Origin of the sequence: Mycoplasmopsis edwardii (genome assembly GCF_900476105.1) — a bacterium.
Lineage (GTDB): Bacteria > Bacillota_I > Bacilli_A > Mycoplasmatales > Metamycoplasmataceae > Mycoplasmopsis > Mycoplasmopsis edwardii.
In genome coordinates, this window is record NZ_LS991951.1 from 185,197 (window position 1) to 202,737 (window position 17,541).

15 protein-coding genes are annotated in these 17,541 nt (G+C 27.2%); 5 read left to right on the forward strand and 10 right to left on the reverse strand.

The window, feature by feature from the left end:
- Position 1 precedes the first annotated feature (1 nt).
- The gene (locus D2846_RS00995) at positions 2 to 2,482 is read left to right on the forward strand and encodes an MAG1360 family OppF-related protein (protein ID WP_117275055.1); all 2,481 of its coding nucleotides are present in this window, start codon (positions 2 to 4) and stop codon (positions 2,480 to 2,482) included.
- A gap of 24 nt (positions 2,483 to 2,506) precedes the next feature.
- Here D2846_RS00995 and D2846_RS01000 read toward each other — a convergent pair whose 3' ends face one another.
- From D2846_RS01000 to nadE, 7 genes are all read right to left on the reverse strand, one after another.
- Positions 2,507 to 3,748 carry a CNNM domain-containing protein gene (locus D2846_RS01000; RefSeq protein WP_117275056.1) on the reverse strand — a complete coding sequence of 414 codons (1,242 nt, stop codon included), beginning with the start codon at positions 3,746 to 3,748 and terminating at the stop codon, positions 2,507 to 2,509.
- Between the two features lie 71 nt (positions 3,749 to 3,819).
- Positions 3,820 to 5,280 (reverse strand): DnaB-like helicase C-terminal domain-containing protein, encoded by a 1,461-nt coding sequence (locus tag D2846_RS01005; RefSeq protein ID WP_117275057.1) that lies wholly within the window; start codon positions 5,278 to 5,280, stop codon positions 3,820 to 3,822.
- Positions 5,267 to 5,728 carry a 50S ribosomal protein L9 gene (rplI, locus tag D2846_RS01010; protein ID WP_117275058.1) on the reverse strand — a complete coding sequence of 154 codons (462 nt, stop codon included), beginning with the start codon at positions 5,726 to 5,728 and terminating at the stop codon, positions 5,267 to 5,269. Before rplI ends, D2846_RS01005 begins: the two co-directional genes overlap by 14 nt.
- Positions 5,709 to 7,718, reverse strand: a complete 2,010-nt coding sequence (locus D2846_RS01015; protein ID WP_117275059.1) for a GGDEF domain-containing protein — start codon at positions 7,716 to 7,718, stop codon at positions 5,709 to 5,711. Before D2846_RS01015 ends, rplI begins: the two co-directional genes overlap by 20 nt.
- Before the next feature lie 102 nt (positions 7,719 to 7,820).
- Positions 7,821 to 8,870 (reverse strand): ZIP family metal transporter, encoded by a 1,050-nt coding sequence (locus tag D2846_RS01020; protein ID WP_117275060.1) that lies wholly within the window; start codon positions 8,868 to 8,870, stop codon positions 7,821 to 7,823.
- 5 nt (positions 8,871 to 8,875) lie between these two features.
- The gene (locus D2846_RS01025) at positions 8,876 to 9,610 is read right to left on the reverse strand and encodes a YebC/PmpR family DNA-binding transcriptional regulator (RefSeq protein WP_117275061.1); all 735 of its coding nucleotides are present in this window, start codon (positions 9,608 to 9,610) and stop codon (positions 8,876 to 8,878) included.
- Positions 9,611 to 9,621: 11 nt separating this feature from the next.
- Positions 9,622 to 10,413, reverse strand: a complete 792-nt coding sequence (gene nadE / locus D2846_RS01030) for an NAD(+) synthase (RefSeq protein WP_117275062.1) — start codon at positions 10,411 to 10,413, stop codon at positions 9,622 to 9,624.
- A 257-nt stretch (positions 10,414 to 10,670) separates the two neighbouring features.
- Between nadE and upp the strand changes: the two genes are divergently transcribed.
- From upp to D2846_RS01055, 4 genes are all read left to right on the forward strand, one after another.
- Positions 10,671 to 11,297, forward strand: a complete 627-nt coding sequence (upp, locus tag D2846_RS01035) for a uracil phosphoribosyltransferase (protein WP_117275063.1) — start codon at positions 10,671 to 10,673, stop codon at positions 11,295 to 11,297.
- Between the two features lie 11 nt (positions 11,298 to 11,308).
- Positions 11,309 to 13,966 carry an endopeptidase La gene (gene lon / locus D2846_RS01040; protein WP_117275064.1) on the forward strand — a complete coding sequence of 886 codons (2,658 nt, stop codon included), beginning with the start codon at positions 11,309 to 11,311 and terminating at the stop codon, positions 13,964 to 13,966.
- Positions 13,966 to 15,423: an APC family permease gene (locus D2846_RS01045; protein ID WP_117275065.1), complete on the forward strand. Its 1,458-nt coding sequence runs from the start codon at positions 13,966 to 13,968 to the stop codon at positions 15,421 to 15,423. The genes lon and D2846_RS01045 overlap by 1 nt, the downstream gene beginning before the upstream one ends.
- Positions 15,424 to 16,005: 582 nt before the next feature.
- The gene (locus D2846_RS01055) at positions 16,006 to 16,221 is read left to right on the forward strand and encodes a TM2 domain-containing protein (protein WP_117275066.1); all 216 of its coding nucleotides are present in this window, start codon (positions 16,006 to 16,008) and stop codon (positions 16,219 to 16,221) included.
- A 109-nt stretch (positions 16,222 to 16,330) separates the two neighbouring features.
- Here the strand turns inward: D2846_RS01055 and D2846_RS03695 are convergent, their stop codons facing one another.
- The 3 genes from D2846_RS03695 to D2846_RS03590 all read right to left on the reverse strand — a co-directional run bounded on the left by D2846_RS03695 (position 16,331) and on the right by D2846_RS03590 (position 17,297).
- A complete protein-coding gene (locus D2846_RS03695; protein WP_235657966.1) occupies positions 16,331 to 16,420 on the reverse strand; it encodes an IS3 family transposase in 90 nt (29 codons plus the stop codon).
- A gap of 269 nt (positions 16,421 to 16,689) precedes the next feature.
- Complete coding sequence (locus D2846_RS03585) at positions 16,690 to 16,962, reverse strand: hypothetical protein (RefSeq protein WP_235657967.1); 273 nt, start codon at positions 16,960 to 16,962, stop codon at positions 16,690 to 16,692.
- Positions 16,923 to 17,297, reverse strand: coding sequence for a hypothetical protein (locus tag D2846_RS03590; RefSeq protein WP_223211522.1), 375 nt, complete (start codon positions 17,295 to 17,297; stop codon positions 16,923 to 16,925). The genes D2846_RS03585 and D2846_RS03590 overlap by 40 nt, the downstream gene beginning before the upstream one ends.
- Positions 17,298 to 17,541: the final 244 nt, after the last annotated feature.

The following is a 17,541-nucleotide window of genomic DNA, read 5'->3' on the forward strand; positions in this document are numbered from 1 at the left end:
TATGAAAAGTAATAACTTCTTAAAAATTTCAAATATATTTGAAAATTTTGAAAAACCATACACTCTCAAAAACGAAAATAATACAAAATTAGAGCATTATATTAACATACCAGAAATATATCTTGATAAAAGAAGCACAGCCTTTTATATTTCGAGAAATAACAAAAACTTAAACTTTAAAAACATTTGGAAATCATTAAAGTCAAATAAGAATAGCACTATTTTCTTCAAAAACCTTATTGATGGCAAAGAAACATTTTTAACTAAAAAAGCTGATATTTTCAAGAAGATTGCATTTGTTGATTTTCACGAAGAAGACAACAATACAAACAACATTTTACCCTTTGTAGATATTTGGCAAGCTTGTGTTGATTCATATGAAAATAACAAAAAAGAATTTGATTTAAGGATTTTTAATAAAGATTTTGAGTTAACAATGAAGAATTCATTTTTCTCAAAGATTTCATTTTATTCAAATAGTATACATTCAATAAACTTATCGTATGAAACATATTTTAGTAACATTATTCGCCAGTTCCATGAAAAACAAGGTAAAAATAAATATTCACATGAGTCAATTATAAATTTACTTAATTCAACAAAAGGAACATTATCAGAATATAGATTTTTAATGTCTAATACTTTAATTGCTTTCTTTAAAGAGTTAAAAGAAAACCACACTAGATTAATTGATGAATATGAGAAAACTGACTTCAACCTTTCTAGAAAATCAATTGAACAAAACCAAACAGCTCTTAGATATATGAAGAAAATTAATCATTCTTCTATCCAAAAAGTTTGAGCAGATATTCAAAAAAGAGATGTCGAAACAGAGCTTAATTTTTTCAAAAGTTACAAAGCTAAAATTACTAAGAAAAATAAAACATACATTCTTTCAATTATTAAAAAAATTAAAGGTGAAAGAAAAATTCTTAAAATCAAACTTAAGAATCTTCCTCGCGATGATGATAAGTGATTAGAAGTTTATAAAAACTTATTAATCAAGAAGAGTTTAGTTAAATTCTGAAAAAAGCACTTCAGGGATATTTTATACCTTAAAACCAACATGATTTTTGAACTAGAAAATTACATAAATCACGAAATTAAAATGTTCTCTGAAAACCGCTTCTTCCCGATTCTTAAATCTAAGAAAAGTAAATATGAAAAAATCAAAAGAATAAAAGAAGTTGTTCATTATGAATTTGATATTCAAATCGATTTATATACTTCTGAGTCTAATAAAACAAAAGCAAAAATCAATAATGAATTTCAATGCTTATATAATAAGAAAAAAGAATTATCTAGCCTTGTTTTCACAAGAAAAGAAATTACAGCAGAAAAATCAAGTATTTTTAACTTTGAACAATCAATCAAACTTGCCGAAGCAGAAGTTAGATGAAGTGATTCGTCACAAGAAAAATTATTTAATTCATTTTTAAATAAAAAAGAATTAAAGGTTTCTAAGTTAGAAAAAAATATTAAGAATTATAAAAAAATGATCGATCCACTCCTTAGCTTAATTGAGTCTGCGGTATCAAAATCATTTGACCCAAAAGCTATTAGAGAAACACCTGTTTATAATGAAATAAAAAGGCTTAAAAAGCTTTTAACATTCAAAGAATGGGCGTTAGATTTACTTATTTCTTTAGCTAAGTTCACTTCTTCGAAAGGAAGAGTTCCAAAAAGCCTTGAGATTGAGTATTTAGCATCTTTAAAGTTTATTAACATATATGAAAACATATCAATTAAAATTGATAAGTTCTTTGAACCATATAAGAACCTTGACTTTAAAGATAGATTTAAACTGAAATTTGTTAAACATAGTCTTGAAGGTATTAAAATCTTGTTTGTTCAAGATGATGAAGAAAATGTTTCATATGACTCTAAAAAAGAGATTTTAAGAACATTGAATAATATTTCTGATAAGTTCAAAAATTCATTTGTCTTTATTACTGATGATTTAGAAATTATTGAAGATTTATTTGACGAAGTTTACTTTTTTGATGATTATAAACTTCTTGAATGAGGATCACAAAAAGAAATTAAGAAAAAACCAATTAACCCATTTGTTTATGAATTGATCAAAAAAGGAAGAGTTGGTGAACAACTTAATGAAATGTATAGAAATAATCAATTCTATATTAACGACGGCGTTATTACAGCCGGTAACAAAAAGCATTTTGTTTTAGCTAGTTTACAAGATTTTGATAGATGAATTATTAAGAACTATAATGATTCTAAATTGCGCTTTTTAAATGATTCTAAGGTCATTTCTCCAACACAAAAAACTAAGACAATGGAAGCCGTTATTATGAAAGGATACTTTGATGGTAACGAAGTCTTTTTAGATGAAGTTAATGAAGATTACTATGATTCGTACTTACAAAAAAGTTATATGGTTGATGACTATGTTAACTGAAGCAAAGAAAACGAACAAATCAAGCACGAAGTTTCTCAAGAAGAAACTGAAAAAGTTGTATAAAAAGAAGGCAATTGCCTTCATTTTTTATAATTTAGAAACTTCAATAATTGCTTTTTTGTTTTTAAGATTGCTTTCAATAACCTTAAAGGCAATCTCATTTTCAAGAACAAAGCGCATGTTTTTATATAGTTTATTTTTATTAGTCTTTTTAGTTAATCAATCTGCAAGACTCATATCTTCTTCATCTTCTTCAAGATGACTTGTTTCAATTTCAAGTTGTTTAAATAATTCTCACATGATAACATCTTCTTCAACTCTAGATTTTTCTAAAGAAATTTCATAGATCTTTTCTTCGTTATCATATTCATCATATATTTCACCAATGATTTCTTCAATGATGTCTTCAATAGTGATAATTCCAATGATTTCTGAACTGTTGTTATTTTCTGTAACAAAAGCCATTTGTGCTCTAGCGGTTCTCATTTTTTCAAGAGCACTTGACAAAATTGAGTTAGCCGAAACAGTAGGCACTTGTTTCATATAATTCATGATTTTACCTTTTTGCAAGTGGAAAATATCTTTAAGAAGTAAAATCCCAATTAGTTTTCCATCTTGTTCAATAGGTAAACGTGAGTAGTTAGTTTCTTTAAAAATTTCATGAGCTTCTTTTATGTTTGCTTTAAATCTTATTGATGTAACATCTTTTAATCTAATATAGTGTGATAAAACTTTTGTTGAGTCTAAGTCCAATGCTTTTTGAGCAAGGATACTTTCTCCAGTTTGTAATACACCTTCTTCTTGAGCTAAGTTAATAATTGATTTTAAATCTTCTTCAGAGTTTGTTACATAAACCTTTTTTGAAATTTTAGAAATAGGTCATGTTAAAAGTCAAAAGATTCAATAATTTAAGTCAATATATCAACCAAAAAATTGTAAATATCTTTTTGGATATTGTTTAGCAATTAACTTTGGTGTAATTTCTCCGAAAATAACTAATAAAGGAGTAACAACAGCTGTAGAAATGATAATAACTAATTCATCATTATCAACAATCATTTTACCTAATAAAAAGGCTGTTAAAGTTGAAGAAACAACGTTTACTAAGTTATTACCAATTAATATTGTTGTTAAGATTCTATTGTATCTTTTATGGTGTTTTTCAATTAAAGAAGCAAACTTCTCGTTGTTTTCTTTCATTTCATGAATTTTAACACTCGAAAATGAAGAATAAGCAGTTTCACACCCACTATAAATAGCACTAAGCATGAAAAGAAAGATTAAGAGAACTAAAAGTCCTATTTGAGCTCCTAGACTAATTGAATGCATAAGAACCCACTTTATTTAATGTTTTAAGTAATTGTTTACTATAATACGTTTCCATTTTTGCCCCTAAATTATTATGATTTTTCATCAAAGAAAGTAACAATATTACCTTTATATAACATTTCTGTATAGCCTGGTTGTCCGTTACGGTTTTTTGCAACTGTTACTTGTGTTAAGCTATATTCATCAAATTTACTTGCATCATCGTCTTTTTTTGGATCGAGAATATTTCTGCTTAAAAAGATAACAATGTCAGCATCTTGTTCGATTGCCCCTGATTCCCTTAAGTCACTTAATTGTGGTCTTTTTTCGGTTCTTTGCTCAACTGAACGAGAAAGTTGCGATAATGCAATGATCGGAATTTTAAGGTCTAATGCAAGCACTTTTAAACTTCTAGAAATCTGAGCAACTTCATTTTGTCTGTTACCATTTAAATTGTGCCCACTTATAAGTTGTAAGTAATCAATTACAACTAGCTTTAAACCACCAGGAACAATCTTGTGTAAGTGCTTGATTTTTCAAATTAAATCAGTGATTCTACTTGATGTATTATCATCAAGGAATAAATTTTCATTATTAATGTTTTCCTTGAATGAATTAGCTAGAATTTCAAGTTCATTTGATTGTAATAAACTTGGTTTTTGTAATTTTGCCAAGTGGATATTTGTTATAGAAGAAAATAAACGGTATGTTAATTCAGTATATGGCATTTCAAGAGAAATAAATGCACAATGGTTTGGTTTGATAGTTGTTATACCATCTTCTGATATCTCTGTAACACTAGAAATGTTTTTAACAATATTTAATGCTAATGCTGTTTTACCGACTCCAGGACGAGCAGCTAAAACTATTAATTGTCCTGGTTTAAATCCTTTGATAATTTGATCTAGTTTATCAAATCCAGTTAACAAACCTTCAGGAAGCTTGTTTTCAAGCGCAAGGCCTATTAACTCTTCCATTTCCTTTGTCGCAGATGCAAAACTAATGAAAGAACTGTTTTGTAGTGAACTTAAGTTATTTTCTTCTAAAAATGTTTCAAAATCTTGAACTGAACCATCTCATGTGATTTTCTTGTTATGGCTCATTGCGTCAAGGGATAAGTTGTAGAAGACTTCAAGGTTTCTCATTTTGTTTAACTCAATTAAGTTTTCAACGTTATTTAAGAAGTTTTCTTCATTAACAAACATTGAACTAATTTCGTTAATTAAATTGGTTGTTACCAATGGATATTTAATTTTTGATTCTTCATCTTCAATCATGTTTCTGATTTCAAAGAAGTCAACTGAAGAACCAAAACCAATAAGTTCTCTTTTATCTTTTATATATCTAAATAAGTCTTTATGTCCTTGATAAAAAAAGTGTTCATCAGTAAGATATTGAGTTGCTAATTGTTGTTTTTCTGAATCCGCCATCATGAGGTTTAAAACAGTTTTTTCAATCACACGATTTTGGAATAAGGTATTTTCATTTGTTTGTTTTATAAAGTTTTCAAAGTTATTGTACTTTACAAAATTCTTATTTTTACTTTTTGACATTAGTAATGTTGATTTCTATTCTTAATTTTGCCTCGATATCTTTGTATACATAAACTGCAATTTCATGAGATCCATGTGAAACAAGGTGGATTTTTTGTAATGCATGTTTTTGTAAGTTGAACCCAAGTTCTTTAAGTTTTTTATCTACATCTTTAGTAGAAACTGAACCATGAACGTTTAAGTTGCCATTGCCGTCAATGTTTGATGTTAAGTTGAATTTTAATGTTAACTCTTCAAGTTTTTCTTTTAATCTTAAAGCATTTGTTCTGTGTTCATGTTCATCTGCTGCAAGATTATCTAATCTTTTGTTTAATTGAGCTAATGTTTGTTCGTTGTAAGGCACAGCTAAACCTTTTTTGATTAAGAAGTTAGTTCCATATCCTCCTGATACTTCAATAACTGTATTTGCTTTTCCGTCTTTAGAATCTTTAATTAATATTACTTTCATTGTTAATTTGTCTCCCTGATGTTGTTATTGCGAATTTTATGTTATCAACAAAAATTTCTAGATCTTCTTCACTTGTTGCAGCAGCAGTACTAAAGTGTCCACCACCACCAACAGCTTCACAAATAATCTGAACATTTGTTTCTATACCTCTAGCACTTAATTTGTAAGTGTTAGTTCCTTCTAATTTAGCTACTACAAAGGATGCAATTCTACCTTTGATTTTTAAGATCTCATTAGCAGCAATTGAAATTACGTCATTTGTTGCTTCAATATCTGAATAAGCTAAATAGTATCCTTCTTTAATCTCTAGTGTATTAGCAAGGATCTTCTTAATTTTTTCTTCTGTATCTTCATCGATTTTTAATAATTCACCACTTTTAAGTGAACTTGCTCCTTTTGCTTCTAATCAAGAAGCAGCTTCATAAGTTCTTGGTGTAACTGATTTTGAGAATTGGATTGTATCTAAATAAATTCCGTTTAATAATAATTGTGCACAAGTTTTAGAAATAAGTACTTTGTATTCTAAGAATGAAATTATTTCGGTAACAATTTCTGAAGCACTTGAGGAACTGGTTTCTACGTAGCAATTTGTTTTTGGTGCAAACTCAATTGATCTTGCAAGCCTATGGTGGTCAAAAACAAATATGTTTTCTCTATGCACATCGTCAATTGCGTTTGGATTATCAGTTCTATTTGGATCTGCAATATCTACAAAAACAACAAGTGTTTTGTGTGTTGTGTGTTTAAGTGCGTAATTAGATTTAACAAATACACTAGCAGATTCTGTAGCAAAAGAATCTTTGGTATCTTTAAATAAACTTTTTACTGTATTATCAAATGTGTCTAAAACAATATGAACATCCTTATTAAAGTTTTTAGCTATTTCATAAATACCATAAGCTGCACCAATTGCGTCCAAGTCAGCTCATTTATGCCCATAAATAAAGATATTTTCGATTTCAGGATCATTAAGTTTTTTCTCAAGGTTCCTTGTTATGTTTTTGATAATTGTTCTATTATTATCGATTAAGATCTCTGTATTTGATCCTAAGTAGATAGGAGGTTGATTGTTTGAATAAATGGTAATTTGATCTCCACCACGTGATTGTGCTTGAACTAAGGCTTTTTTAGCTTGTTCAATTTTTTTCTTAAGCGATGTTCACCCATATGCAAAACCACCACTTAAAGAAATTTTGTTAATTGATGGATCATCTAATCTTTTGTTAACTTGTAAAAATAAATCAAAGTTTTCATTTATTAGTTGTTTTAAACTTTGCTCATTAGTAAAGATTAAGAATTTACCATTAGTGTATTGTCTATAAGCTAAGTTATATTTTTCTGTATATTCGTTGATTGAGTCGATTACAACTTTATTAATTTTGAATAATTGCTCTTCAGAAAGTATTGATTGATAAAGTTGGTAGTTATCAATTTCAATTTCACCAATAACAGGCATTTGTTCTAGTGTTTGAATTTTGTAAATTAATTCAGGTGTAATATCTCTAATGATAATTAAGTTACTCAAAGGTCAAAACTGAACTTCATATGTTTTGTTTGAATACTCAAATTCAAAAATTTTTTGAGATAAGTCTTTTGAAACTTTGTACTTAGAGTCAATTTTTAGTAGTAGTTCATTAATTTTCATTCCTACGAAGTCTCTACCAAAAGTTGATCTAATAAAGTGACTTGATCAAACAATTTGTTGTTTGGTGTCAAAGATGCAAACTCCTATGTTGTTCTTGGTCATGATTTCTTCAATAAATCCATTGAATGATTTTTTGATAAGATCACGTGAACGAGAGAATTCTAAAAGTGCATAGAAACCTAACATCATACCTGAAATTAAGATAATTAAAATTCCTAATGCAACAAGTGCTGATATTCTCTTATCGTTCTCTAAAACAATAAACATTGCTAGAAAACTAATGAAAAGAATAAAAATCAGTGAAATAAGTACAATTAGCAATCATTTCTTCTGTCTTTTTGTCATATTACCTCTATCTAATATTTATTTTATAAATATTATTTAATTATATCATTTATTCTATAGAATAAAAAAACACATCTTTATGATGTGCAATAAAACCATATTTTAGTGACTGTGTGTATGGAATGATAATACAAACGCAGCTAAAATTACTCCTAAAAATAAAGTTACGATTGTTAAAATTCAGCTTTTTTTACTAAAGTTTACATGGTAAAACTCTGGGAAGAACTCTACAAGCGAAGTGAATAAGAAAATTCCTGAAACTGAGGCATAAATAAGGGATTTACCTGCATTATTTATTGAACCACCTGCATACATTCCGATTATCATGAATGGTAAAAATAATGATAATCCTAAAAATGATAATAATAATGCTTTTATTGGTGAATAACCAGCATCTTTTAGTCTCACGTAAAACACTACTTCTTCTGGTATTAAATGTAAGATTAAAGAAAGGAAATAAGCAGTTGTAATTGAAGAAATATTTGACTTAACTTCTCCTATACTGTTAGGCACAAATAAACTTAAGTTATATCCTAATAAAAGGCCTTCTGGAATTCTGTGAGTAAGTAATAATAGTAGTGCAATTACTTTTAATCTTGTTTCAGTTTTCTTAAATAAAGCTTGATCTGCTATTTCTAATTTATCATCATTATTAAAGATGAAATCTTCATGTGAATGTGTGTGGTCATGGGTATGTCCGTCTTCAACTGAATGCTCGTGTACAAAGACGCTTAACCTTTTCGAAGCAAGTAGTTTTTTATTAAATTTATATGAGATCACGAATTTAATAAAAAATGAAAATGCGATACCTAAAATTAAACCACCAACAACAAATAAGATGTTATAACCATATAAAGTTACTTTAGCTACATTTAATCCGAATGTTGTATTAACAAATAAATTAGAATTCTCTAATGCTTCTCTTAAAAAACCAAATGTAGCTAGAACAATAAAGAAACCTGTTGAAAATGAATAAACATAAATACTAAATGTTTTCTTTAATTTTTTACCAATAACTGGTAAGAAAAGAGCTATTAATACTGGTATAAATAACATAGCTCCTAAAAAGATAAAAATTAAGAATAATTGTGAAAGTCAAGCAATTTGAACTGAATCATTAATTGCTTCATATAAATTTTCAATTCATTGCATATTTATTAGTTATTGAATTTGATTTCGATATTGTGGTAAACCTCTTGAACATCGTCATCTTCTTTTAATTTGTCGACAAAGTCTAAAAGTTTTTTCTCTTTTTCTTCATCATATTCTGCATACATGTTAGGAATGTATGTAACTTCACATTGAATAAATGTATCAATATTTAAAGCACTTTCAATTGAATTTTTTAATGTACTAAAGTTTTCTGGAGCACATAATAAAACAAATGAATCACCTTCATTTTCAATGTTTTCAACATTGTTTTCTAAAGCAATCATCATTAAATCATCTTCTGAAACAAATTCTTTAGAAATCTCAATAATTCCTTTTTTATCAAAGGCAAAAGGAATTTGACCTGTTTTACCTAAAGTTGCATTTTGTTTGTTAAAGTAAGCTTGAATATTTGATTTAACTCTATTAACATTATCACTAAGTGTAACTACGATAAAAGTAGCTCCACCACTTACTGTAGCATTGAAAAGTAATTCTGTATAAGCTTCTGAACTTTTAGCTCCTTTAGCTTTAGCAATCGCTCTTTCAATATTATCCTTAGGCATATTTTTAGATTTAGCTTTAGCAATCGCTAATTTTAATGCTGGGTTCATGTCAGGATCTGGTCCTGCTGAAGCTGCTACATAAATTTCTTTTGAAAGCTTTTGGAAAATTTTCCCTCTAGCTGCATCTTGTGCACCTTTACGGTGTGCGATATTGGCTGCGTGTGAGTGTCCTGCCATAATAAATCTCCTTATTTAATATTTCTTACTGTATAAATTTTATCTCTCTTATGTTGAGTGATTTTATGTTTAAATTCAATTTTTTTAATTGTGTCTGAATTTAAATACTTTTTCAATAAAGTTGGATTATCAATGTGATTTAAGTAAAAATCTAGTTCATCATAACTGAATCCAAGTTCACTTTCATCAGTTTGACCTTCTCATAAACCAGCAGATGGTGCTTTATTGATGATTGAACCGGGAACATTCATTAAACTAGCTAAAAATCTAACTTCACCTTTTGTGATTTTAGAAATTGGTAATAAATCAGCTCCACCATCACCAAACTTTGTGAAATAACCAATAAAAACTTCATCTGCGTTATCAGTTCCAAGCACTAAATAGTCGTTTTCTTGTGCTAACGCATATAAAGTAGTCATTCTTAATCTTGGTTTAATATTCGAAATAGCCAGTTTATTTGATAAATCAAAATTACTTACAAGTGATTCAAATGTTTTGGTCAAATCAACTGTTAGAAATTTATCATTAAATGCTTTTTCTAGTTCTCAAATATGATTTTTATCACTATCAGTCATGCTGATAATAGGCATAATTACACCTAAAGTATCATTTGGTGCAACTGATTTTGCAAGGGCATAAACTAAACTTGAATCAATCCCACCACTAATACCAACAATAAATCCTTTTGCATTAGCCTTTTTTAACTTATTTTTAAGAAAATTTTGTATTTTTAAGATGTATGAATTTGCAATATTTTCATCATATTGAACAATGTTGTTCTTGTAACTTGAAATTTTACTCATTAATCCTCCTTTAATATTCATATATTTTACAATAATCTGTCCAAAATCCTATAACTATATAAGTGAAATGAAAGGAAACGAAAATGGCCGATACAAAAATTTTAAAATATGTAAGATTTGTTAAATTTTTAAATTATTTTGTTAAAAGATTCCTATTTTTGGACACTCTGAAAGTTATTTTATTGATATTTTGAGTAATACAAAAAAATAACACTTTTTATTGTATAATAATAAAAAATTTGTTGATAGGAGAAGATGTGCTTAAAATACTAAAACACCCACTTATTGATATTAAATTAACCAAAATGAGAGATGTTAATTGCAATCATAATGAATTCAGAAGAAACCTTAATGAAATAGGTTCTTTAATGGTTTATGAAATTATGCGTAATTATGAAACAAAGAAAGTTACTGTTAAAACCCCTTTAAACCAAGAATTTGATGGTGATAACTTTAATAAAGAAATTGTCCTAGTACCTATTTTGAGAGCAGGTTTAGGAATGACTGATGGACTTTTAAACTTGATTCCTGAATCAAGAGTTGGACATATTGGAATGTATAGAGATGAAAACACTTTAACACCAAAGGAATACTTCTACAAAATTCCAAATGTTGATAAAGATAGTTTATTAATTGTTGTCGATCCGATGCTTGCGACCGGTAATTCAGCAGTTGATGCAATCAGAAGATTAAAACAAGATGGTTTTACAAATATTAAACTTGTGTGTTTAGTAGGTGTGCAAGAAGGTGTTGATAATATTGAAAATAATTTTGGAAAAGATTTTGAAATTTATCTAGCATCACTTGATTACAAATTAAATAAACATGGATATATTGAACCAGGTTTAGGTGACGCAGGTGATAGAATCTTTGGAACAAAATAAAAGGAGAAATAATGAACGAAAACAAAAAAATAATTTTACATACTATTGTTTTTAAAGAAAAAGCAGTTGCATTTCCTGGCGCAATTGTTGAAAGAGAATTTGAAAATGTTGATGACTTTTTAAGTTTTGAAAAAGCAAAGAAAGGTGATACATTCGCAGTTCTTTATCAAGTAGAAAATACTGGTTTAAACTCTAGAGGTATTATTGCTACATTTTTAAAATTAAACAAGTATGATGGTTCAAAAAAATCAAAACCCAAATATACAATTACATTTAAAGTTAAATCATTTTATGATGCAGAAGAACTTGGTCTTGTAGTTTTTGATAAAGAAAAAGGCGGGATTATTAAAGAATTAATTGATCAAGCCCGTATTGATGAATTATTAGAAACAAAAGGATTAGGTGGTTTTGGATTTGGGACTGCTGGTTTTAGAGATGATATTGATCCATTTGATACAATTCTTAATATTAATGATTTAACGTCTGAATTAACTAAAATGACAGATATGTTAAAAAATCTTGCAAAACCAATTGAGAATGATAGCAAAACAAGCAGTACATTTGAAAGTTTTGTTCTTGACAAATTACCATTAGAAAAATCAAAAAACGCAACTATTTCATGAATTGAAACTTTAATCAATGAAAATAGCGAATATTCAAAATCAGAAAATTATACACAAAGAACTAGAGAATTATTATTTACAATATTGTCATATTTAAACGATGAGTTCTTTAACAAAAGTGAACTTTTTGAAGAATTTAGTATGTCAAAAATTACAGAAGTTTTAGTTAAAGTTTCTGATGTACTTGGTTTAAGTGCAGAAATTAATCAACAAGTTCAAACAAATATGAATAAAAAGTTATCTATTCAACAAAAAGAATTTATCCTGCGTGAAAAAGTTAAAGTTCTACAAGAAGAACTTTCAAACATTAATGTCCCAATAAATGAAGATGATTATTCAAGAGATTTAAAAGATAAGGTAAAAAATAAAATTTATCCTGATTCTGTAAAAAAATTAATTTCAGAAGAAAATAAAAGATCAAGCGAAATGATGCCTGTTTCTCCTGAAGCATCAATTTCAAAAACATATGTTGCTAACCTTAAAAAACTTCCATGAAGAAAAACACAAAAAGAGTTCTTAGATATCAAATATGCAAGAGAAGTTTTAGATAAATATCATTATGGTCTTGATAAAGTTAAGGAAAGAATTATTGAATATATCGCTGTTATTATTAACCAAAAATTAAATGACAAAGATACTTCTAAAAAACTTTCTTTAGATTCAGAACATGAAGTTGATATGTCATTATTCAAAGAAGATAAAAATGAAAAAGAAACATTTAATAATGTTCCAATCATTTGTTTAGTAGGTCCTCCTGGTACAGGTAAAACTTCATTATCAAAAGCAATTGCTGAGTCACTGAAAAGAAAATTCATCAAAATTTCATTAGGTGGAGTTCATGATGAAAGTGAAATTAGAGGACATCGTAGAACTTATGTTGGTGCTATGCCTGGTAAATTAATTAAAGGTATTTTAAAAGCAGAAGTTTCTAACCCTGTTATTTTACTTGATGAAATTGATAAAATGGCTTCTACAAATAAAGGAGATCCTGCTTCAGCAATGCTTGAAGTGTTAGATCCTGAACAAAATTCAAAATTCCAAGATCACTACCTTGAACATGAATATGACCTTTCAAAAGCAATCTTCATTGCTACTGCAAATTATTATGAAAATATTCCTCACGCATTAATTGACCGTGTAGAAGTAATTGAGCTTTCTTCATACACATTAACCGAAAAAATCAATATTGCTAAAAATCACTTATTACCAAAAGTTATTGAACAAGTAGGATTAAAAGAAAACTTCTTTAACATTGATGATAAAACTTTTGAATACATCATTAAACATTACACAAATGAAGCCGGTGTTCGTGGACTTAAGCGAATTTTAGATAAAATTGCTAGAAAATACACATTAAAATTATTGGAAACACCTGAAAAAGATAGACCATCTTCATACACAGTAAAAGTTGAAGATTTAGAAGATTTAATTGGGGTTGTTATCTATAAAAGAGAAAGTGAACTAGAAGAAGAAAAACCAGGTACAGTAAATGGTTTAGCATATACTTCATATGGTGGTTCAACTTTACAAATCGAAGTAAATATTTACCCAGGTAAAGAGGAAATCAAAATTACTGGTTCATTAAAAGATGTTATGAAAGAATCTGCGCAAATCTCTTTATCATATGTTAAATCAAATGCAAGTAGATTTGGTATTGAAGAGTTTGATTTTGATAAAAACACAATTCACATCCACGTTCCAGAAGGTGCGGTTCCAAAAGATGGACCAAGTGCTGGTGTAACATTTACAACAGCATTAATCTCAGCGCTTAAAAAATTCTCTGTGCCATCAAAATATGGTATGACAGGAGAAATCACATTACGTGGTAAAGTTTTAGATATTGGTGGTTTAAAAGAGAAATCATTTGCAGCAAGTCAAAAAAGCATTAGTACAGTATTTATTCCTGAAGGAAATGTTAAAAACTTAAAAGACATTCCCGAAGAAATCAAAAAAACAATTACTTATATTCCAGTTAAAAATTACGAAGAAATTTATGATGTAATTTTTATGAATAAAAAACATTTGAAAGAGATTAAAGTTAAATAATGAATAAGCATTTTACTGCTAAATCATTTACATTTTTTACTATTAACTTTATTGTTGGTTTAGGTTTTATATCAACAATAACCACAGTTTTAAAATTAGGATATTGAGGCTACTTAGTTATTGCTTTATCTTTATTAACTGTTTTAGGAACTTCATTAGTATTTTCTAGATTATCAAATAAGTATAGCGATCACTATGGTGGATCATACGCTTTTGCTAGAAATATTGATGATGATATTGCTAATAACACTTATTCAATGGAATATAATTCGAAACAAAATACTTCAACAAGAACGAAAAAAAGTTTTTTAAGAAACTTTATTTTCTTTATTGGGTGAAACCAATTTATACAAAGTCCAATTTTATCTTCGATTTCACCATTACTTTTATCAAGTGTTATTGAAGGTATTTTAGGAGAAAATGTCCCAAACAAACTTGCAATATTATGAATTATCAGAACACTTTCTGTTGTTATATTTGCATTATTAATAATTATTTCAACACTAGGATTAAAACTAAGTACAAAAGTAATTTTTGCAACATCAATTGTTAAATGATCAATTTTAGCCATTGGTATTGTTTTGATCATGACTCAAATTTCGTTAGATGGATATTCTCAAAGTTTAGAAGCAACAAAAAATATTTCAGCTAAAACCATTTTCTCAAGCACATTATTATTCATTTTTGCTTTTGCAGGAATTGAAGATATGGCTGCAATGACCAAAGATGTTCACTTTAAAAACTTTAGAACAATTTTACTAACAGCAATTGGTGCTATATTTGTGTTTTATATGGGTGTTTATACAGTTATGCTTGGTCTTGAACAAAGCGGAGCAATAAACAATAAGTTTTACCATTATTATTCACTTGCTTTAGGTACATTTGGTTTGGTTTTATTCATCATTGGATTTATATCAAATGATATCGGATATAAAATTACTCAAACTGTTTCAACAGCAAGAAAACTTGTTCCTTTAGCAGAAGATAATTTAATTCACGAAATGTTTTCCGAACACAACTCAAAACAAGAATATAAAAAGGCAATTATATTTGTCGCAATATTTACATTAATATCAATGATTTCATTATCATTATATGTTTTATTGGCACAAAAACCTGGTGAAGAAAACTACTTCGATGCTGTTATCAATATGAGCTGTGTTGCATTGCTAGTAGAAGATATTTTCACATTCATTGTCGCTTTTGTTTTACAAAAGAAAAAGAAAATTGAAAAAATACCATTTTGAGAACAAGTTATTTATTTTTTAAGTATTATTTGAGCAGGGTTTTTAGTTTTAACATTCTTTGTTCCTAACATCTTAGGAGAAAGCATAAGCGCATCAGAAATCTTCACAATTATTGGATATTTTGTATTTATTTTAATAGGATTTGGAATAAGATATTATTCATATAGACACAAGAAATATTTATTAAAGAAACAAATTAAAATTAGTTAATTATTTATATAAGCTAACCAAGTTGTTGGTTAGTTTTTGTATACATATTGATAAAGTAAGTTGATAAAAAAGCAATATATAAATAATTAATACTAAAAAGATGTTTACTAAAGATTATTCTAATCTAAAAAATTATTTAGTGAAAAATGATAATATTTTTACTTATTCTCAAAACTCATCATACCCATTCATGTTAAAAAAAATTTATTAAATATTATTACTAAAAATACTATATTAAGAAAAGTTTATTAGCGTTATCTTTAGATGATTTTTTCCAAAATTAAAAAAATGCTGAAGAGTATAAAGAATTATTGTGTGCATTTATAAGAAAAGTGGTTAGATGGTATTTTTTCCCTTATAAAACACATAGTTTTAAATCTATACATTTTATTAAATTAAAAAAATCTTGACTACTCATTTTTTAATTATTTTTATTAGTTTTTTAATATTAAAAGTAAAATTTTATTTATGGTACAAAATTTAAAGTATCAACAAGAACAATAACAAGATATGGAACTTTTTTAAAACAAAATCCAAATCAAAATTTAAATGAAATTAAACACGGAAATAGGAGAATCAAAAATGAGAAATAAATCAAACAGAAGCTGAATAGCATTAGTATTACTTTCATTTTTCTTAGGAGTATTAGGAATAGATAGATTTTATGCAGGTAGAACACTTTTAGGTCTACTAAAACTATTTACAGCAGGCGGTTTTGGTATAATAGCACTTATTGACTTTATACTTGCTTTATTAGGATTAATGAAAGATTCAGATGGTCTTTACATTAGACCATAAAAAATAAAAAACAACAATCTAAACAGGTAAAATTTTTTCGGACACTTTGATCCTATTCGGATTCAATTCTTGGATTTAACAAAAATTGAATCCGAATAGGATTTTGTTTTTACATTTTTATTCTTTTATAATTATATAAATTTACAAATTCATTAATTTTGTATGATAATTCATCAAAATTCATTTGATGACACTTCATAGAAAAGCCAAAAAAAATTTCGCTTTTAAGTATCGAAAAAAATACTCAATTTCACGATTATCTAAACTATTACCAATTCTAGACATTGATATCTTTCCGTTTAAAGATTTAATTTTATCAATATAATCTATTGAAGAATATGCAGAACCACGATCTGAATGCAAAATAAAATTATTTTTTAAATTTTGTATTATTAATATTACTTAAAACTAATTGAGTATCATTATTTAATGATATTTCATATGTTACAAACTTTGTTTTATGATCAGTTATATCTGATAAATATGATTTTGATTAATATCTTTTGGTGCTGGTATATAAGTTACATCGGTTGCGTAAATTATATTATTTTTTGAATTATAATCTCTTTGAACCAAATCCGCAAACTTAACATTAGTATTTTTATGTTCTTTTTGTCTCTTTTTTCTACGTACAAAAGTGAATAAATTTAATCTTTTCATATAGTTACCAAGTGTTTTTGGGTTCACTTTAATGTTATAAGTTAAAAATAAATATTTGGATAATCTTCTTCCATATCTCATTTTGTTATCAGTAAAACTTTGACGAATAACTTCTTCGTGTTTAATAAGTTTTTGTTTTTTAATTTTTTAACTTTTAACTTTTCATAATATGTTGATCTGGCTATTAATAGAATCTTTGCTATGTTTCTAGATGAAAGCTTTTCTATTTTTTTGATATTTTTAACATCAAGATCAATGTTATTTTTATTAAAAATTATGTAGTAATATTTTATAACCGCATCTTTTTCATCATCTTTTAGGGTATCAATTCATGTATAGTCGAGAACTTTCCTTTTCTTTCTCCCTACGCCTTTACATTTTTTGCTTGCTCTACCAGTTTTTGACTGAATATTCATATTCAAATGATACATTTTTCTTTTTTCAACATTCCTTTTAATGATTCTTTATTCCAATAATTTTGTCTAATTGAAAAAGAGATTTGTTCAAACTCAAATTTCTAATCCTGCGATTCTTGAAGTCATCATATGCATTGAAGATTTTTACTCATTCTCCTGTTTTTAAACATCTCATAAATATTATTCTTTTAAATGTGTGAAAAAATCACCCGGAAGTGTCCGAATGATTTTTACCATACTAAAA